Raw genomic sequence first — 17,384 nt, forward strand, 5'->3', positions numbered from 1 at the left:
CCGCCGAGCCGCCGCTACCCCTGGTCGGGCCCGCGCTCGCCGAGCTGTGCCAGCTGGGTCTGGAACCAGTCGAGCCGGGCCTGCAGCAGCGCGGCCTCGGCGACCAGGTCGGACACGCCGAGCCCTTCGGGCAGGTCGGCGCCGGCCGGTGTGGCACCTCCCCCGGCCCGGACCCGCAGCCCCTCTCCGCCGAGCCGCGCGAAGGTCGCCAGGGATACGGACGGACGGCCGCGTACGCATCCGGCGCAGCTCGCCGCCAGCGCCCGCCAGCCGGGCCTGCCCCATCCGGCGTCGGCCAGCGCCACGGCCACGGAGCCGCAGCTACAGGGGCCGACCGTGGCGGTACGGACCCGCTGCCGGGCGTAACGGAACCCGAGCTCGAAGCGGATGTACGCGCCGAGTACCGCCACCTCGAGGAGCACGGCGGTCCGGTGCTCGGCGGTGCACAGCATCGCCTCTGCCGCCGTACGGTCGTGCACGCAGTGGAAGCCGCAGTCGCAGCGGCGGTGGGGTGCCCGGTGCCGCAGCCCGTACACGCAGTGGGCCTCGTCGAGCACCCCGTACGGCAGCGCGCCGCCCAGCGACACACCGGTGAACCCGGCCCGGCTGCCGTCCTGCGACAGCATCGGGTGGGCGATCTTGAATCCGGTGGGCGGCTCCGCCGGACGTTCCTCGGGGAGCCGCCACCTCATCGCGCGACCGGAACCTCTTCGGCAGCGGGCTCCAACTCCTCGATTTCCTCAGCGAGTTGAAGCTCGTCCTCGTCCTCGCGCGGCTGTTCCTCCGCGACTCCGGTGGCGAGCGCCTTACCCAGCCTCATAACGCCTCCCGTGACCGATCACCAACTACCGTCCCCGCCATGGTGACTCAAACGACGCCGAGTTCCTAGAGCGCCCGTTCGGTAACCGTACAGCGTTCCTTACGGATGTCTCGTAGAAGAATTAAGTGGAGCTTCAGCGTCGGGATGCCGAAACTACGGACATGACCACATCCTCCGCCCCGCCCTTCGGCCGCGCCCTCTGCGCGATGATCACCCCTTTCACCGAGGACGGGCTGCTCGATCCGGACGGGGCGCAGGGACTGGCCGAGCGGCTGGTCGCGGACGGATGCGAGGGGCTCGTGCTGTCGGGGACGACCGGGGAGTCACCGACCACGACGGACGCCGAGAAGGCCGCGCTCGTGCGGGCCGTGGTCGAGGCGGTCGGAGGGCGGGCCGCCGTGGTGGCGGGCGTCGGGACCTCCGACACACGGCACACGATCGAACTGGCCCAGGAGGCCGAAAAGGCGGGCGCGGACGGCCTGTTGGTGGTCTCGCCCTACTACAGCAAGCCGCCCCAGGAAGCCCTCGAGGCCCACTTCCGGGAGATCGCGGACGCCTCCGGGCTGCCGCTCGCGTTGTACGACATCCCGGGCCGCACCGGCACGCGGATCGAGCCGGAGACGATACTGCGGCTCGCCGGGCATCCGCGGATCGTGGCGGTCAAGGACTGCGCGTACGACCTTCTCGGCACCCAGAAGGTACTGGCCCGCACGGATCTCGCGTACTACACCGGCTGCGAGGAGTTCACGCTCCCCCTGTACGCGGTCGGCGGCACCGGATACATCAGCACCGTCGCCAACGCCGCACCCCGCCAACTCCGGGGCATCCTGGACGCGTTCGACGCCGGTGACACCACGGAGGCCGCCCGGCGGCAGCGCCGCGCCATCCCTCTCATCGAGTTGATGATGGCGTCCGGCCTGCCCGGCACGGTCACGGCGAAGGCCCTGCTCACCGCCCTCGGCCTGCCCGCTGGTCCGGTCCGCGGACCGCTGCGGCCCGCCGGCCGCGAGACGGTCGACGGGCTGCTGGCGGCGTACGAGCGGCTCGTGGCCACCTGACCGGGCCTGATCAGCGTTCGGCGAAGATCGGCGTCCATTGTCCGGGCGCGCCGTCGTTCCCCTTGAGAGCTCCACTCAGGCGTACGAGTTTGTCGCTGCCGATCGTGGTGAGGACGAGCCGGGTGTGGTGCTCGTTCTCGCCCGGTTCGCTGTACCGGACGATGAGCCGCTCGTCGTCAACCCAGGCGAGCGGCTGGTATCCCGGCACTTTGGAGATCCGCTCGCCGGTGTAGGCGTCAAGGACGGCGCCGCCGTCGTTCGCGACGAGTTTGCCGTTCGGGGACACTCCCGCGTCGATGTACGACTGCATATACCGCTCGTTCGCGGGCCGGTCGACCTTGTTGCCCTTGAAGTCGTAGTACTGCATCCGGGGTTCCATGGCGAGCGGGGAGTAGACCAGTTTACCGTCGTGGCTGAAGGCGAAGTCCTGACGGGCGTTCATGTCGTCGCCCTCCGGGACCTCGCTCCACGATCCCTTGCCTGAGGCCACGTCGATGACATAGAAGCCGTTCCGCGGCTGGTCGTGCGACTGGTCGTAGTCGTTGTTCTTGCCGTCGCCGTCGCTGTCGTAGTCCACCTTGTACCGCAGGTCAGGGTTCGTCTTGTACGTCGTCGCGACGAGCTTGTCGCCGTCAGGCGAGAAGCTGACACCCGCGACGCCGCGGTCCACCGGGATCCAGCGCTCGACCTTACCGGTGAGCAGGTTGAGCAGGCCGATCCGCTGGGTGGGCAGGTCCTTCTCCAGGACGGCGGCGGTTCGCATGCCGGGAGCGATGTCGATGAAGGACCACTGGGTGGCCTTCTCGTACTTGCCGGTCTTCTGGTCGAGCAGCCGGTACTCGCGGACGGCGACGGCACGGTCGTCCGTCTGCTTGACGTTCTTCCGGGTGTAGTACGCGGCCAGCGCGACGTCTCCTGCCGCGATCATGTCGCGCGGGGGCGACTGGTCGGGGTGGGCGATGACGTCGCTCTCGTTCATCTCGGTCGCGGGCCGAACGCCGTCCTTGCCGGAATCCAGCATCGGCATCGCCACGGCGAAGGCGACCGCGGCGGTGGTGGCCGCGGCGACGGCCGCGAGCCTACGGGTCCGGCGGCGTCGCCTGACCATCAGCACCCGGTCGGCGAACCCGCGCGGGACGGGCACGGTCTCGGTGGCCTGCTCCCGCAGGGAGTCACGCACCAGTTCGTCGACGTTCACGGGCGTACCTCCACGGGTGAGAAGTCACGGGACGGGTTCTGTTCGGCGTCGGCGAGTCCGAGTGCGGCCAATTCGGGTGCGAGGGCGCGCAGGCGGGCGAGAGAGCGGTGCGTGGTGGAGCGCACGGTTCCGACGGAACAGCCGAGGATGCGGGCCACGTCGGCCTCCGGCAGATCCTCGAAGTACCGCAGCACGAGCACGGTCCGCTGTCGCGGGGTCAGCCGTGCCAGCGCCCCGCGCATGACGATGCGCAGCTCGGCCGCGGAGGCGGCGTCACCGCCGCCCGTCCCCTCGGGCGGCTCGGCGACCGTCAGCTCCCGTCTTCGCCACTTCAGCCGCCACCGGCTCACCTGCTGCCGGTACAGGATCCGCCGTACGTACGCCTCCGGCTCGTCGATCCGCTGCCACCGGCCCGCGGCCTTGATCAGCGCGTTCTGCAGCAGATCCTCGGCGGCGTGCCGGTCTCCGCCGCTGAGCAGGACGGCGGTCTTCAGCAACGCCGACGACCGGTTCTCCACGAACTCCCGGAAGCGCTCCTGCCCTTGGGCATCCATCGTCACCTTCTCTTTCCCGGCGGGCCTCCCCCGCTTTGCATTCCTTGTGACGCGCCGGGCCTTCCCCCGCTATGCCTGTACGGACAAGGAAAGTTCTCGTCTCCGCACAGACGAGCGCCCTCCCGCGGTCGGCGGGAGGGCGCTCGGCGCGCATCGCGTACGTCAGTTGTGGCTGTGCAGGATTTCGTTCAGGCCGCCCCAGACCGCGTTGTTCGGCCGTGCCTCCACCGTGCCGCTGACCGAGTTGCGGCGGAAGAGGATGTTCGAGGCGCCGGAGAGTTCGCGGGCCTTGACGATCTGGCCGTCGGGCATCGTGACGCGGGTGCCGGCGGTGACGTACAGGCCCGCCTCGACCACGCACTCGTCGCCGAGCGCGATCCCGACGCCCGCCTCGGCGCCGACGAGGCAGCGCTCTCCGATCGTGATGCGGACGTTGCCTCCGCCGGAGAGGGTGCCCATGGTGGAGGCGCCGCCGCCGATGTCCGAACCGTTGCCGACCACGACCCCGGCGGAGATACGGCCCTCGACCATCGACGTGCCGAGCGTGCCGGCGTTGAAGTTCACGAAGCCCTCGTGCATGACCGTGGTGCCCTCGGCGAGGTGGGCGCCGAGCCGGACCCGGTCGGCGTCGGCGATGCGTACGCCCTTGGGGGCCACGTAGTCCGTCATGCGCGGGAACTTGTCGACGGACGTCACGGCCAGGTGGAGGCCCTCGGCGCGGGCGTTCAGCCGGACCTTCTCGAGGTCGTCGACGGCGACCGGGCCGAGCGAGGTCCAGGCGACGTTGGCGAGGTGCGCGAACATGCCGTCCAGGCTCTGGCCGTGCGGCTGCACCAGGCGGTGCGAGAGCAGGTGGAGGCGCAGGTACACGTCATGCGCGTCGATCGGCTTCTCGTCGAGCGAGGCGATGACCGTACGCACCGCGACCACCTCGACGCCCCGGCGGGCGTCCGGACCGATGGCCTTCACAGCGCCCTCCCCGAGCAGTTCCACGGCCCGCTCGGCGGACAGCCGCTCCGTACCGGACGGGCCGGGCCCGTCACTGAGCTCGGGCGCGGGGAACCAGGTGTCGAGAACGGTGCCGTCGGCGGCGACCGTGGCGAGGCCGGCGGCGACAGCGCCGGTGGTGCGAGAAGCAGTCGTGTCGGTCATGGGGGAAACCTAACCGGCGGGGGGCCGCGCAGGCCAACCGGTGGGAGGGCTGTCTCAGGGTACGGGCCCATCCCGGCCATGGAAGGTTACGGGCGGCCCGCGTCCCCCATGGCGCGGGCCGCCCGTTTCGGGGAGTGGTCAGTCGGTCCGGCTTTCCTCCTCGGGCACGATGACCCTGGTCACGATCGTGATGCTGCTCTGCAGCTCGCCGTTCACGAGCGTGCGGCGGCCGACGGGCCGGTACGTCTCCGGGTCGAGCAGCCACTCGGTGGCGGAGGCCGGGGCGTCGTTCGCTGAGGCCGGCACGTCGTTGGCGGAGGAGGACATGCGGGCGGGATACCTCAGGGCGATGGCCCGTTTCCCGTACCCGTACTCGACCAGGTCCTCGGCGACGGTGCCGCCTGGCACGGTGCCCAGGGCCCGGTAGAGGCTCGCAAGCCCGTCGAGCGGCTGTATGTCGGCGTCGAGCAGGGCGGCGATCTCGGCGAAGTCCCGCTCGGACTGCTCGGCGCCCTTGGCGTCGGGGACGGCGTTCTGCTCGCGCAGAGCTTTCAGCGTCCCCTCGCCGTCGGCCGGCAGGGCGGACAGGAAGTCGTACACCTGCTTGGGCGAGCGGCTGAGGGGCAGCCAGTCCTCCGTGCTCTCGTGCACGATCCGGCGCTCGGCGTTCCAGTCCGCCGGGCCCGCGGGGCTGATGTGGACGGCAGCCTCGGCGAACCTGACCCACCTCTCCCTGACGGCGTCCTCGAAACCCGGGTACTCCAGGTACTGCTCGGTGACGATCGCCTCGTTGCCCTTGGGCTCGCGGATCAGTTCCTGCCGTTCCACGGCAGCCGCCGCCCGATCCAGCAGCTCTCGGGCGCTCATCCCCTTCAGATGGGGGCCAGCGGTCGACGACACCGCGGGCGTGACCTCCCGCCCCGCGCCGCCGCCTCCGTCCACCAGCACCGACGCGGCGACAGTGATCGCGGACACGGCCACGAAGACCAGGGCCACCACGGCCTTCCGGTGACCCCACACCGTACGGTGCGGTTCGCCGACCTGCGCGGCCGCCAGCAGCCGCGCCCTTCCCGGTGCCAGTCGGGCCCGGTCAGGGACGGGGGCGTCCGCCCGCAGTTCGCGCACCCGGGTCAGCTCGTCCATGGTCACATCGCCTCCGCCGCGTCGTTCACGAATGCCGGATCGGCGCCGAGCGCCGTACGCACCTTGCGCCGGGCTCTGTTGAGCCGGGAGCGGACCGTCCCGACCGGGATGTCCAGGGCCTCGGCGACCTCCTGGTAGGTGAGGTCGGCCCAGGCGACGAGCAGCAGCACATGTCGGTCCCCCGCCGGAAGCGCCGCCAGGGCACCGGCGAGCGGTCCCTGCGCCGCGACCCGGCTCTCCGTCTCCTCGACCCAGGACGCCGCGACCGGGTCGTGCCCGGTCCGCGCCAGCGCCTTGAGCGCCCGCACCTCGGTACGCCGCTGCTTGCCGATGAGGTTGCCCGCGATGCCGTACAGCCAGGGGCGCGCGTTGGTGCGCGTCAGGTCGTAGCGGCCGCGGATGCGGAACGCCGTGAGGAAGGTGTCCGCGGTGATGTCGTCGGCCATGCCGTCACCGAGACGCCGGGTCACGTACCGGTGAATGTCGGCCGAGTACCGGTCGTAGAGCTGGGCGAACAGCTCCGGTTGCGCCAGCGACTGGGCGACGACCTCGGCATCGTCCGGCGCCTTCGCCTCCGGTGCCTGCGTCTCCGTTGGCGGTGGACCCGTCACAAGGCCTCCCCCTGCTTCGTTGTCCCGAGCCGATCTTGTCACCCCTCTGTTCCCCGATGGGCGGCAGAAGGTTCACGGCTCATGGGCACCGCACAGAAAGAGCTCAGGGAATCACGCGGGCCAGCACTTCCCGGGCGTACTCCTCGTCGTACTCCGCTCCCGTCAGCAGCACCTGGAGACAGATGCCGTCCAGCAGTGCGACCAGGGTGCGGGCGGTGACCGGGTCGGTGCGGTGGGCGACGCGCTCGGCGAGGTCCTGGCACCATTCGGCGGCTACGGGGCGTAGGGCAGGGCGGCGGAGGGCGGCGAGGTAGAGCTCGTACTCGAGCTCCACTCCCGTACGGTCGCCTGCGAGCCACTCGCCCGTCAGGCCGGCGAGTTCGGCGGCCAGGTCGCTCTCGGGGTCATCCAGGGCGCCGCGTGCGACGACCAGCTTGGCAAAGCCCTCGTTCGCCTGCCGCAGCGCGGCGACCATCAGCTCGTCGAGGGTCTTGAAGTGGTACGTGGTGGAGCCCAGCGGCACATCGGCCTCGGCCGCGACGGAGCGATGGCTCAGCCCGCCGATGCCCTTGGCGCCCACGACCCGGATGGCCGCGTCGATGATCCGCTGACGCCTGTCTGGGTCGTAGCGCCGGACCATCAGCGGACCCCTGTGACCGCACGGCGGCCCATCAGTGCGCCCCGCCCAGGTTCAGCACCACGACCCCGACGATGATCAGCATGATCCCGGTCAGTTTCGCCACGCTCAGCCCCTCCCCCAGGAACACCATCCCGATCGCCGCGACGGCCGCCGTACCGACTCCGGCCCAGATCGCGTAGGCCGTGCCGACCGACACGGTCTTCAGCGTCTGCGCGAGCAGCACGAAGGCGACGACGTATCCGAGCAGGGTCAGCAGGGAGGGCCACAGCTTGCTGAAGCCCTCGCTGTACTTCATGGCGGTCGTGGCGGCCACCTCCGCCGCGATGGCTGCGCCGAGCAGTGCGTATCCCATGCGGACGAGCGTACACATCGATGCGTACGCCCGTACACAGTGAGGGGTGAGAAAGATTGAGGTCCGGACAGGCCGCGCTCAATCGAGGAGCGTCCTTGTGTGAATCCGCGCAGGGGCCGCCCCCGTTTGCTCGTATTCCGTTGTAGAGCAGGTGAGTTACCGCTGGTTACGGTGCGGCCATGAGCAAAGGAGCCGCACCTCGCAACAGGCCCTGGACACGTGCACTGGCCGCCGGAGCGCTCGCCGCGGCGGCGCTGACCGTGGCACCGGCGGCGGACGGAACACCGGCCCGTACGGAGACCGCCGTCAAGTCCACGTCCCCGGTCGCCGACGTCACCGAGACCGAGGTCTCCGTACGGATCCCGCTGCCGGCCTCGGTCGGCAGTCACCCGGCGCGCTGCGACTGGCTGTCGTATCTGCGCTACCGGTCCTCGGACGGGCCGTCGAAGTCCGCCGACGCGGACCGGATTCTGATCGCCCAGCCGGGCATTCTGGAGGGCGCGGGCGCCTTCGACAGCGTGGCCCGGAACACGGTGAAGGCGGCGGCCGAGAAGGGCGAGCACATCGAGTTCTGGGCGCTGGACCGGCGTTCCAACTGCCTTGAGGACAACGCCGGTATCGCAACGGGCAGTAGCACCAAGGCCGTTGACTACTACTACGGTGGCAAGCCGGTCGACGGGCGTACCTTCGACGGGTTTCTGACGAGCGGTCAGGCAGGCTGGCTCGCCGACATCGGTCTGGAGCAGACCGTACGCGACCAGTACGACCTGCTGTCCGCCGAGTTGCCCGACCAGAAGCTGCGCAAGGAGAAGGTGCTGTGCGGCGGGCATTCGCTGGGCGGCGTCCTCACCGGTGTCTTCGCCACCTGGGACTTCGACGGGAATCCCGTGACGAAGGCGGACGCGGGCTTCAACCAGTGCGCGGGCTACTTCGCCCTGGACACCACGATCTCCACCTCGCTGGACGACCTGAACGGCACGTCGTCCGGCCCCGGCGGGTCCCTGTTGCCGGGGCTGATCCCGGACACGAGCATTGGTTACGCCGCCGTACAGGCCGGGCTGCGTACCGGAGTTCTGCCCCGTTTCCTCGCGCTGCCCGCGGTGCTCAACCCCGAGACGATGAACCTGCTCGCGCTCGCTGGTCTGGCCACCGAAAACGCGCCCGACGCCGAGTCCGCGCTGCTCGACACGGTGCCGTCGAACGCCAACATCGAGACGACGGGCCGCATGCTGTTCTCCAAGAACTCGGAGGTCTTCCTCAAGGGCAGCCCCACCATCCGCGACTTCCGGCTCACCAACGAGGCGGTGCTGGGCGCCTTCATGGACGACCACTCGGCACCGCTCGCCTTCATCCAGACGAGCGTGGGCTTCTTCGACAGCGCCGACGGCGGCAGGGTCGTAGACAAGAACTTCCCGGCCTCGAACGACGCCGCTACCCAACCAGCCCTGTTCGGTACGGAGTTGAAGGCGATCCCGGACGAGCCGGGCGGTCCCCTCTACACCTGGCGCAACTACGACCGGGTGGGCGCGGCGGACGACCCGGTGTACCGCTCGGCCAATGGCGCCCCGTTCACAGGCGCCGCCAAGGAGGTCACGGATATCGGGGAGTTGGCCCGCAGCCTCTCCGAACAGCCGCTGGACTTCACGGAGGACTACTTCCCGACCAGGCTGGTCACGGACATCCAGCTGATCGACGATCCGCAGCTCGCGGGCAAGTTGGTGCACAAGGAGGGCCTCACCGCGAACCCCAGGATCACGTTCATCGCGGGCGACGGCATCCTGGCGGACCACATTCCCCAGGACGAGAACCCCGTGGTCCTGCCCGGCTACCAGCACCTGGACGTGCTCACGGCGGCGCCGGTGCAGAACGGCGGAAGCCGGGAGCGGATCGCGGCCGACCTGGCCAAGTTCGCTCGCTGACGCCACGTCACACCCCGTGCGCTCCCCGCGTTTTCCTTGCGGGGAGCGCACGAGACGGTGCAGGTCGGGCCAAAGTGAGCGCAATTTGCTTCAGGTTATGAAATTGTTCCCTCCGGTCTTGAAACCGCTCTCTGAAACGTCTGCTCAGAAGGCGCCGGGTCCACTACTGTTTCAGCGTCGCGCACCGGAGCCACCCGGCCACAGCCGTACCTTCCGTGTCGCGACCTCCGCTTCCTCTCGTGCTTCCTCTCATGGCGAGGGCACATGACCAATCCGCGTCCGCCTCGGGGCGACGACGCTGGAGGAACAGCGCATGCCAGACAGCAAGCCCGGACCCGGTCCGGACCAGCCCACGCCTGCGCCGAAGGGCGCACTGGGCCGTCCCCCACGTGCCGCTGCCAACACAGCGGACCCGCAACTCCCCGCCGAACAGCCCCCGAAGGTATGGGAGACCGGCGAAGACCTCGACGGAGGCCGCATACCCGGGACGCGCCGCCTCTATCTGGCCGGCGTACTGGCCGTGGCGGTGCTCGCCTCCACGGTGACCGCGATCGCCATACTCGACCAGACCGAGGACAAGGGGTCGCAAGACCCGCAGACCACCTCCGCCGCGCAACCGGTCATCCCCGGCTTCACCCCTGCGGCCCCCACCACGGAGCCCAGCGGGAAGAGCGGCCTTTCCTCACCGCAGCAGGACTCCGAGGACGCCGCCTCGAAGGACAAGGACGGCTCCGACTCCCCCGAGGCCCAGCAGCGGGGCTCCGAGCCCATCCCCGAGCCGTCAAAGCCTCCCGCCTCCAGCAAGGCGCCCGCCAAGCCGCCGGCCTCCTCGCGGAAGTCGGTCCAGGCGGTCAACTACCCGGACCGCTACTGGCATCTGAGCAGCGGTGTGATCCGGCTGGACCAGGTGAGCTCCCGCAGCGGAAGCGAGACCAGGGAGGACTCCTCCTTCAAGGTCGTCTCCGGCCTCGCCAAGCCCTCCTGCTACTCCTTCCAGATGTCGGACGGCCGCTACGTCCGGCACCAGAACTTCCGCCTCCGCGTCAGCGGCAACGACGGCTCGGCGCTCTTCCGGCAGGACGCCACCTTCTGCCCCATACAGTCCCCGTACTCGGACGACGCCGTGATGCTCCAGGCGGTGAACTATCCCGACCGCTTTCTGCGCCACAAGAACTTCGAGCTGGTCCTGGACCCGTACGGCTACAACACGACTGGCCGCCAGGACTTCTTCTTCCGCCTCGTGAAGGGTCTCGGCTGAGCGGCGTGACACCCGCACGCGAGTGTGGCCCCCAGCGATTCGCCGGGGGCCACACCCATGTCCATGGATCTCAGACGTTGAACCCGAGCGCCCGAAGCTGCTCACGCCCATCGTCCGTGATCTTGTCCGGCCCCCACGGCGGCATCCAGACCCAGTTGATCCGGAGCTCGTTGACGAGGCCGTCCGTGGCGGACTTGGCCTGGTCCTCGATGACGTCCGTCAGCGGACAGGCCGCCGAGGTCAGGGTCATGTCGAGCGTCGCGATGTTCGCGTCGTCGATGTGGATGCCGTAGATCAGGCCGAGGTTGACGACGTCGATGCCCAGCTCGGGGTCGACCACGTCGTACAGCGCCTCGCGGACCTCTTCCTCCGAGGCCGGCTTCATCTCAATGGTCTCGCTCATGCCGTCTTCCTTTCGGCGTCGGCCTCGCCCAGGGCCTGGGCCGTCGCATCCTTCCAGGCCATCCAGCTCAGCAGCGCGCACTTCACACGGGCGGGGTACTTGGAGACCCCGGCGAACGCCACCGCGTCCTCCAGAACCTCCTCCATCGCGTCGTCCGGCTCGATGCGGCCCTTGGACTGCATCAGCTCCAGGAAGGTCTCCTGGATCTTCTGCGCCTCGGCGAGCTGCTTGCCGACGAGCAGTTCGTTCAGTACGGAGGCGGAGGCCTGGCTGATCGAGCAGCCCTGGCCTTCGTAGCTCACATCCACGATCTGCGAGCCCTCGTACTTCACGCGCAGCGTGATCTCGTCACCGCACGTCGGGTTGACGTGGTGCACCTCGGCGTCGCCATCCCGCAGACCGCGCCCGTGCGGGTGCTTGTAGTGGTCCAGGATGACTTCCTGGTACATCGAATCCAGCTTCACGTCAGCGCCAGCTCCCTCAGCCGAAGAAGTTCCGTACGTAGTCCAGGCCTTCCACGAGTGCGTCGATCTCACTCGGCGTGGAGTACAGATAGAACGACGCTCGCGTGGTCGCAGGAATTCCGTACCGGAGGCAGACGGGCCGGGCGCAGTGGTGGCCGACCCGGACCGCGATGCCCTGTTCGTCGAGGACCTGGCCCACGTCGTGGGGGTGGATGTCGCCGAGCGTGAAGGAGATCGCCGCGCCGCGCTCCTCGGCCGTGGTGGGGCCGATGATCCGCAGGTCGGGGACCTCCGACAGGCGCTTGACCGCGTACTCGGTCAGTGCGTGCTCGTGGGCCGCGATCTTCTCCATGCCGATGGAGGTCAGATAGTCGATCGCCGCGCCGAGGCCGACCGCCTGCGCGATCGGCGGCGTACCGGCCTCGAATTTGTGCGGCGCGGGCGCGTATGTCGATGAGTGCATCGACACCGTTTCGATCATCTCGCCGCCGCCGAGGAACGGAGGCAGGTCCTCGAGGAGTTCCTGGCGGCCCCACAGGACGCCGATGCCGGTCGGGCCGCACATCTTGTGGCCGGTGAAAGCCACGAAGTCGGCCTGGAGCGCCTGCACGTCCAGCGGCATATGGGGTGCCGCCTGCGAGGCGTCGATCAGGACCAGGGCGCCGACCTCCTGGGCGCGGCGGACTATCGCCTCGACCGGGTTGAAGGTGCCGAGGATGTTGGAGACCAGCACGAAGGAGACGATCTTCGTCTTCTCGGTGATGATCTCGTCGATGTTGGAGAGGTCGAGGCGGCCGTCGTCGGTCAGGCCGAACCACTTCAGCTTCGCGCCCGTGCGCTGCGACAGCAGTTGCCACGGGACGATGTTGGAGTGGTGCTCCATCTCCGTGATGACGATCTCGGTCTCGTGGTCGACGCGGTAGGGCTCGTCGGCCCAACCGAGCATGTTGGCCACGAGGTTGAGCGACTCGGAGGCGTTCTTGGTGAAGATCACCTCGTCGCGGCTGGGCGCGTTGATGAACGTGGCGACCTTGTCCCGCGCGCCCTCGTACAGCGCCGTGGCCTCCTCGGCGAGCACATGCACACCGCGATGGACGTTGGCGTTGTGGCGCTCGTAGTACTCGTTCAGGGCGTCCAGTACCTGGCGCGGTTTCTGCGAGGTCGCCGCGTTGTCCAGGTACACCAGCTTCTTGCCGTCGTGGACCAGTCGGTCCAGGACGGGGAAGTCCTTGCGGATCGCCTCTGTGTCGAGGAGGCCCGGCAGCTGCGTCACGCTGATACGCCACCCTTCGTGTATGCCTCGTATCCCTCGGCCTCCAGCTTGTCGGCCAGCTCGGGACCGCCGGACTCGGCGATGCGGCCGCCCGCGAAGACGTGGACGTGGTCGGGCTTGATGTAGCGCAGGATGCGCGTGTAGTGCGTGATGAGCAGCGTGCCCACCTCGCCGGTCTCGCGGACGCGGTTGACGCCCTCGGAGACGACCCGGAGCGCGTCGACGTCGAGGCCGGAGTCGGTCTCGTCGAGGATCGCGATCTTCGGCTTGAGCAGCTCCAGCTGGAGGATCTCGTGGCGCTTCTTCTCGCCGCCGGAGAAGCCTTCGTTCACGTTGCGCTCGGCGAAGGAGGGGTCCATGTTCAGGTTCTGCATGGCCTCCTTCACCTCCTTGATCCACGTACGCAGCTTGGGGGCCTCGCCGCGGATGGCGGTGGCGGACGTACGGAGGAAGTTGGAGACCGAGACGCCGGGGACCTCGACCGGGTACTGCATCGCGAGGAAGAGGCCGGCGCGGGCGCGCTCGTCGACGGACATCTCCAGGACGTTCTCGCCGTCGAGGGTGACGGTGCCCTCGGTGATCGTGTACTTGGGGTGACCCGCGAGCGAGTAGGCGAGAGTCGACTTGCCGGAGCCGTTCGGGCCCATGATGGCGTGCGTCTCGCCCTGCTTCACGGTGAGGTCGACGCCCTTGAGGATCTCCTTCGTGGCGTTGTCGGCCTCGACGGTGACGTGCAGGTCTCGGATTTCAAGCGTTGCCATGGGTGCCTCAGGACTCCTGGGTGAGGGAGACGAGCACGTCGTCCCCTTCGATCTTTACGGGGTATACGGGAATGGGGCGCGTCGCGGGAAGGGCGTCGGGCTTCCCGGAACGCAGATCGAAACGCGAGCCGTGCAGCCAGCACTCGATGTGGCAGTCGTCCACCTCGCCCTCCGACAGCGAGACGTTCGCGTGCGAGCAGATGTCGTACACCGCGAACACCTCGCCCTCTGTCTGCACGACGGAGACCGGCGTGCCGTCGAGTTCCACCCGCTTCGGGGTGTCCTCCTCCAGCTCGCTCAGCCCGCAGGCGCGTACGAACGCGATGGCCATCAGACCGACGCCTCCAGCTCCTCGTCGATCTTCACGAGCAGCCGCTCCTCGATGTCGTCGACGCCGATCTGCTGGACCAGCTCGGCGAAGAAGCCGCGCACGACGAGGCGACGGGCCTCGTCGGCGGGGATGCCGCGAGCCATCAGGTAGAAGAGCTGCTCGTCGTCGAAGCGGCCGGTGGCGCTCGCGTGGCCCGCGCCGACGATTTCGCCGGTCTCGATTTCGAGGTTCGGTACGGAGTCGACCCGGGCGCCGTCGGTCAGCACGAGGTTCCGGTTCATCTCGTACGTGTCCGTGCCCTCGGCCTTGGCTTCGATCAGGACGTCGCCGATCCACACGGCGTGCGCGTCGTCGCCCTGGAGCGCGCCCTTGTAGGCGACGTTCGACTTGCAGTGCGGGGTGTTGTGGTCGACGAGGAGGCGGTGCTCCTGGTGCTGGCCCGCGTCGGTGAAGTACAGGCCGAAGAGCTCGGCCTCGCCGCCGGTGCCGGCGTAGGCGACGCGCGGGTGAAGACGTACGAGGTCGCCGCCGAAGGTGACCACGAACGACTTGAAGGTGGCGTCGCGGCCGACCAGCGCGTTGTGCTGGCCGACGTGCACGGCCTTGTCGTCCCAGTCCTGGACGGAGATGACGGTCAGCTTGGCGCCGTCGCCGAGGATGTAGTCGACGTTGGCCGCGAGTACGGCGTCACCGGTGTGGTCGATGACGACGACGGCCTCGGCGAAGGCGCCGAGCTCGACGACCTGGTGGCCGTAGGCGATGCCGCCCTCGCCGTGCACGGCGACGCGGATCGGCTCGGTGAGCACCGTCTCCTTGGGGACGGTGATCACGCCGGCCTGCTCGAACGCGGAGTACGCCTGGGCGGCGACGCGGTCCACCGGAGTGCCCGCCTTACCGATCCGGGCGTCGTCACGGCCGACGGTCTCGACGGTGACGCCCTCGGGGGCCTGCACATCGACCTTCACACCGGTGCCGGTGGCGACGGCGGTGCCGTCGTGCAGCCCGCGCAGCCGCTCCAGCGGGGTGAACCGCCACTCCTCCTCGCGGCCGTGCGGGACCGGGAAGTCCGCCACGTCGAAGGACGGGGGCGCGCTCATGCGCGTGGCGACGGTCGACTCGGCGGCGACCGCGATCTGGCCGGCCGTGGTGGACCCCACGGGGATGTTCTGAGCCTCAGCCATGGCTGTCGGTCTGCTCTCTTCCTACGTAATGAGTCTTCGGGCTGCTGTTGGGGGGCGGATCGGCCGCCCCCCTAGACGTCGTTCCTGGAGGTCGGTCAGCCGACCGCGCCCTCCATCTGCAGCTCGATCAGCCGGTTGAGCTCAAGCGCGTACTCCATGGGCAACTCCTTGGCGATCGGCTCGACGAAGCCGCGCACGATCATCGCCATCGCCTCGAACTCGCTCAGACCACGGCTCATCAGGTAGAAGAGCTGGTCCTCGGAGACCTTGGAGACGGTCGCCTCGTGGCCCATGGAGACGTCGTCCTCACGGACGTCCACATACGGGTACGTGTCGGACCGCGAGATCGTGTCGACGAGCAGCGCGTCACACAGCACGTTGGACTTCGAGCCGTGGGCGCCCTCGCCGATCTCGACCAGGCCGCGGTACGAGGTGCGGCCGCCGGCGCGCGCCACCGACTTGGAGACGATGTTGGAGGACGTGTTCGGCGCCATGTGGACCATCTTGGAGCCGGCGTCCTGGTGCTGCCCCTCGCCCGCGAAGGCGATGGACAGGGTCTCGCCCTTGGCGTGCTCGCCCATCAGGTAGACGGCGGGGTACTTCATCGTCACCTTGGAACCGATGTTGCCGTCGATCCACTCCATGGTCGCGCCCTCGTAGGCGACGGCGCGCTTGGTGACCAGGTTGTAGACGTTGTTCGACCAGTTCTGGATGGTCGTGTAGCGGCAGCGGGCGTTCTTCTTGACGATGATCTCGACGACCGCGGAGTGCAGCGAGTCCGACTTGTAGATCGGCGCCGTGCAGCCCTCGACGTAGTGCACATAGGCGCCCTCGTCGACGATGATCAGCGTCCGCTCGAACTGGCCCATGTTCTCCGTGTTGATGCGGAAGTAGGCCTGGAGCGGAATCTCGACGTGCACGCCCTTCGGCACGTAGATGAAGGAGCCGCCGGACCACACGGCGGTGTTCAGCGAGGCGAACTTGTTGTCACCGACCGGGATGACCGTCCCGAAGTACTCCTTGAAGAGCTCGGGGTGCTCCTTCAGGGCCGTGTCGGTGTCCAGGAAGATGACGCCCTGCTCCTCCAGGTCCTCGCGGATCTGGTGGTAGACGACCTCGGACTCGTACTGGGCGGCGACACCGGCGACGAGGCGCTGCTTCTCCGCCTCCGGGATGCCGAGCTTGTCGTACGTGTTCTTGATGTCCTCGGGCAGGTCCTCCCAGGACTCCGCCTGCTTCTCCGTGGAGCGTACGAAGTACTTGATGTTGTCGAAGTCGATGCCCGACAGGTCCGAGCCCCAGTTCGGCATGGGCTTCTTGTCGAACAGGCGCAGGCCCTTGAGGCGGAGCTTGGTCATCCACTCCGGCTCGTTCTTCTTCGCGGAGATGTCCCGGACGACGTCCTGACTGAGGCCGCGCTTGGCAGAGGCACCGGCTTCGTCGGAGTCGGCCCAGCCGTATTCGTACGTACCCAGACCCTCGAGTTCGGGGTGGGCAGTCTCCGTGGGGAGAGTCATGCGGGGTTCCTCCCGGCCGTGCTTGCAGATGCGTTATCGGTGGTCTGGTGTGTTGCCTTGGGGATGAACGTCGTGCAGACGCCGTCGCCGTGGGCGATGGTGGCCAGCCGCTGGACATGCGTCCCGAGCAGCTGGGAAAAGATCTCGGTCTCCGCCTCGCACAGCTGGGGGAACTGCTCGGCGACATGGGCGACCGGGCAGTGGTGCTGGCAGAGCTGCTCGCCCTTCTGCGGAAGGGGAGCGCTGCGCGCCGTAGCAGCGTACCCGTCCGCGCTCAGGGCCTTGGCCAGGGCTTCGGTGCGCTTGTCGGGGGCGGCGGCCTCGATGGCTTTGCGGTACGCCTCGGCCTGGGCGGCCATACGGGCGCGAGCGAAGGCGACGACCGCCTCGGCCCCGCCCTCGCGCTCGGCGATCCAGCGCAGGGCGTCGGCGGCGAGCTTGTCGTAGGACTGGTCGAAGGCGTCCCGGCCGCAGTCCGTCAGCGCGAACACCTTGGCGGGCCGCCCGCGCGTACGAGCGCCGTAGACCCGCTTCTCGCGCGCCTCCACGACATCGTCGGCGACCAGGGCGTCCAGGTGCCGGCGTACGGCCGCCTGGGTGAGGCCGAGGCGGCCGGCCAGGTCGGCCACGGTCGACGGGCCGTGGTCCAGGATGGAGCGCGCGACCCGGTTGCGCGTAGAGCGCTCCCCGGTTGCGAGTTCCTCCTGCGGGACCTGGCCGACGTTTTTCACAACACCATTGTTGCGTAA

General features: G+C 68.9%; 20 protein-coding genes. 3 read left to right on the forward strand and 17 right to left on the reverse strand.

All coding sequences use genetic code 11. The features are described 5' to 3' along the window. Positions 1-14: 14 nt before the first annotated feature. Positions 15-692, reverse strand: a complete 678-nt coding sequence (locus ACYVO6_RS12230) for a hypothetical protein (protein WP_461060294.1) — start codon at positions 690-692, stop codon at positions 15-17. Next, positions 689-820, reverse strand: a complete 132-nt coding sequence (locus tag ACYVO6_RS12235; protein WP_461060296.1) for a hypothetical protein — start codon at positions 818-820, stop codon at positions 689-691. The genes ACYVO6_RS12230 and ACYVO6_RS12235 overlap by 4 nt, the downstream gene beginning before the upstream one ends. 161 nt (positions 821-981) lie before the next feature. Between ACYVO6_RS12235 and dapA the strand changes: the two genes are divergently transcribed. Then, positions 982-1,878, forward strand: coding sequence for a 4-hydroxy-tetrahydrodipicolinate synthase (dapA, locus tag ACYVO6_RS12240; protein WP_461060298.1), 897 nt, complete (start codon positions 982-984; stop codon positions 1,876-1,878). A gap of 10 nt (positions 1,879-1,888) precedes the next feature. Here dapA and ACYVO6_RS12245 read toward each other — a convergent pair whose 3' ends face one another. From ACYVO6_RS12245 to ACYVO6_RS12275, 7 genes are all read right to left on the reverse strand, one after another. Beyond that, a complete protein-coding gene (locus tag ACYVO6_RS12245) occupies positions 1,889-3,076 on the reverse strand; it encodes a WD40 repeat domain-containing protein (protein ID WP_461060300.1) in 1,188 nt (395 codons plus the stop codon). Next, positions 3,073-3,630: a SigE family RNA polymerase sigma factor gene (locus tag ACYVO6_RS12250; RefSeq protein ID WP_461060302.1), complete on the reverse strand. Its 558-nt coding sequence runs from the start codon at positions 3,628-3,630 to the stop codon at positions 3,073-3,075. Before ACYVO6_RS12250 ends, ACYVO6_RS12245 begins: the two co-directional genes overlap by 4 nt. Before the next feature lie 162 nt (positions 3,631-3,792). Beyond that, positions 3,793-4,782, reverse strand: a complete 990-nt coding sequence (gene dapD / locus ACYVO6_RS12255; protein ID WP_461060304.1) for a 2,3,4,5-tetrahydropyridine-2,6-dicarboxylate N-succinyltransferase — start codon at positions 4,780-4,782, stop codon at positions 3,793-3,795. Between the two features lie 138 nt (positions 4,783-4,920). Further along, entirely contained in the window at positions 4,921-5,925 is a 1,005-nt protein-coding gene (locus tag ACYVO6_RS12260; protein ID WP_461060306.1) for a CU044_5270 family protein, read from the reverse strand. A 2-nt stretch (positions 5,926-5,927) separates the two neighbouring features. Beyond that, the gene (locus tag ACYVO6_RS12265) at positions 5,928-6,536 is read right to left on the reverse strand and encodes an RNA polymerase sigma factor (protein ID WP_461060308.1); all 609 of its coding nucleotides are present in this window, start codon (positions 6,534-6,536) and stop codon (positions 5,928-5,930) included. A gap of 103 nt (positions 6,537-6,639) precedes the next feature. Further along, on the reverse strand, positions 6,640-7,176 hold the full coding sequence (locus tag ACYVO6_RS12270) for a TetR/AcrR family transcriptional regulator (protein ID WP_461060310.1): 537 nt from the start codon (positions 7,174-7,176) through the stop codon (positions 6,640-6,642). Positions 7,177-7,207: 31 nt separating this feature from the next. Then, positions 7,208-7,528 (reverse strand): DMT family transporter, encoded by a 321-nt coding sequence (locus ACYVO6_RS12275; RefSeq protein ID WP_461060312.1) that lies wholly within the window; start codon positions 7,526-7,528, stop codon positions 7,208-7,210. A gap of 179 nt (positions 7,529-7,707) precedes the next feature. Between ACYVO6_RS12275 and ACYVO6_RS12280 the strand changes: the two genes are divergently transcribed. Both ACYVO6_RS12280 and ACYVO6_RS12285 read left to right on the forward strand, forming a co-directional pair. Next, on the forward strand, positions 7,708-9,447 hold the full coding sequence (locus ACYVO6_RS12280) for a hypothetical protein (protein WP_461060314.1): 1,740 nt from the start codon (positions 7,708-7,710) through the stop codon (positions 9,445-9,447). Positions 9,448-9,760: 313 nt separating this feature from the next. Further along, positions 9,761-10,705 (forward strand): AbfB domain-containing protein, encoded by a 945-nt coding sequence (locus ACYVO6_RS12285; protein WP_461060316.1) that lies wholly within the window; start codon positions 9,761-9,763, stop codon positions 10,703-10,705. 70 nt (positions 10,706-10,775) lie between these two features. Here ACYVO6_RS12285 and ACYVO6_RS12290 read toward each other — a convergent pair whose 3' ends face one another. From ACYVO6_RS12290 to ACYVO6_RS12325, 8 genes are all read right to left on the reverse strand, one after another. Continuing rightward, the gene (locus tag ACYVO6_RS12290) at positions 10,776-11,108 is read right to left on the reverse strand and encodes a metal-sulfur cluster assembly factor (protein ID WP_461060318.1); all 333 of its coding nucleotides are present in this window, start codon (positions 11,106-11,108) and stop codon (positions 10,776-10,778) included. Beyond that, positions 11,105-11,572: a Fe-S cluster assembly sulfur transfer protein SufU gene (sufU, locus tag ACYVO6_RS12295; protein ID WP_033317898.1), complete on the reverse strand. Its 468-nt coding sequence runs from the start codon at positions 11,570-11,572 to the stop codon at positions 11,105-11,107. The genes ACYVO6_RS12290 and sufU overlap by 4 nt, the downstream gene beginning before the upstream one ends. A gap of 16 nt (positions 11,573-11,588) precedes the next feature. Then, positions 11,589-12,845 (reverse strand): cysteine desulfurase, encoded by a 1,257-nt coding sequence (locus ACYVO6_RS12300; RefSeq protein WP_461060320.1) that lies wholly within the window; start codon positions 12,843-12,845, stop codon positions 11,589-11,591. After that, positions 12,842-13,606: a Fe-S cluster assembly ATPase SufC gene (gene sufC / locus ACYVO6_RS12305; RefSeq protein WP_461060322.1), complete on the reverse strand. Its 765-nt coding sequence runs from the start codon at positions 13,604-13,606 to the stop codon at positions 12,842-12,844. The genes ACYVO6_RS12300 and sufC overlap by 4 nt, the downstream gene beginning before the upstream one ends. A gap of 7 nt (positions 13,607-13,613) precedes the next feature. Further along, complete coding sequence (locus ACYVO6_RS12310) at positions 13,614-13,931, reverse strand: non-heme iron oxygenase ferredoxin subunit (protein WP_033318119.1); 318 nt, start codon at positions 13,929-13,931, stop codon at positions 13,614-13,616. 5 nt (positions 13,932-13,936) lie between these two features. Next, positions 13,937-15,118, reverse strand: a complete 1,182-nt coding sequence (sufD, locus tag ACYVO6_RS12315) for a Fe-S cluster assembly protein SufD (protein WP_461060324.1) — start codon at positions 15,116-15,118, stop codon at positions 13,937-13,939. A gap of 95 nt (positions 15,119-15,213) precedes the next feature. Continuing rightward, positions 15,214-16,635: a Fe-S cluster assembly protein SufB gene (gene sufB / locus ACYVO6_RS12320; RefSeq protein WP_461060326.1), complete on the reverse strand. Its 1,422-nt coding sequence runs from the start codon at positions 16,633-16,635 to the stop codon at positions 15,214-15,216. After that, positions 16,632-17,366, reverse strand: coding sequence for a helix-turn-helix transcriptional regulator (locus tag ACYVO6_RS12325; RefSeq protein WP_461060328.1), 735 nt, complete (start codon positions 17,364-17,366; stop codon positions 16,632-16,634). Before ACYVO6_RS12325 ends, sufB begins: the two co-directional genes overlap by 4 nt. Between the last annotated feature and the right edge of the window lie 18 nt (positions 17,367-17,384).

It is taken from the genome of Streptomyces pseudoechinosporeus, from assembly GCF_054783935.1.

Bases quoted from the DNA above. Each gene is read 5' to 3' on its own strand.
- ACYVO6_RS12230 (WP_461060294.1), bottom strand. From the start codon at position 692: ATGAGGTGGCGGCTCCCCGAGGAACGTCCGGCGGAGCCGCCCACCGGA.
- ACYVO6_RS12235 (WP_461060296.1), bottom strand. From the start codon at position 820: ATGAGGCTGGGTAAGGCGCTCGCCACCGGAGTCGCGGAGGAACAGCCG.
- dapA (WP_461060298.1), top strand. From the start codon at position 982: ATGACCACATCCTCCGCCCCGCCCTTCGGCCGCGCCCTCTGCGCGATG.
- ACYVO6_RS12250 (WP_461060302.1), bottom strand. From the start codon at position 3,630: ATGGATGCCCAAGGGCAGGAGCGCTTCCGGGAGTTCGTGGAGAACCGG.
- dapD (WP_461060304.1), bottom strand. From the start codon at position 4,782: ATGACCGACACGACTGCTTCTCGCACCACCGGCGCTGTCGCCGCCGGC.
- ACYVO6_RS12260 (WP_461060306.1), bottom strand. From the start codon at position 5,925: ATGGACGAGCTGACCCGGGTGCGCGAACTGCGGGCGGACGCCCCCGTC.
- ACYVO6_RS12270 (WP_461060310.1), bottom strand. From the start codon at position 7,176: ATGGTCCGGCGCTACGACCCAGACAGGCGTCAGCGGATCATCGACGCG.
- ACYVO6_RS12275 (WP_461060312.1), bottom strand. From the start codon at position 7,528: ATGGGATACGCACTGCTCGGCGCAGCCATCGCGGCGGAGGTGGCCGCC.
- ACYVO6_RS12280 (WP_461060314.1), top strand. From the start codon at position 7,708: ATGAGCAAAGGAGCCGCACCTCGCAACAGGCCCTGGACACGTGCACTG.
- ACYVO6_RS12285 (WP_461060316.1), top strand. From the start codon at position 9,761: ATGCCAGACAGCAAGCCCGGACCCGGTCCGGACCAGCCCACGCCTGCG.
- ACYVO6_RS12290 (WP_461060318.1), bottom strand. From the start codon at position 11,108: ATGAGCGAGACCATTGAGATGAAGCCGGCCTCGGAGGAAGAGGTCCGC.
- sufC (WP_461060322.1), bottom strand. From the start codon at position 13,606: ATGGCAACGCTTGAAATCCGAGACCTGCACGTCACCGTCGAGGCCGAC.
- sufD (WP_461060324.1), bottom strand. From the start codon at position 15,118: ATGGCTGAGGCTCAGAACATCCCCGTGGGGTCCACCACGGCCGGCCAG.
- sufB (WP_461060326.1), bottom strand. From the start codon at position 16,635: ATGACTCTCCCCACGGAGACTGCCCACCCCGAACTCGAGGGTCTGGGT.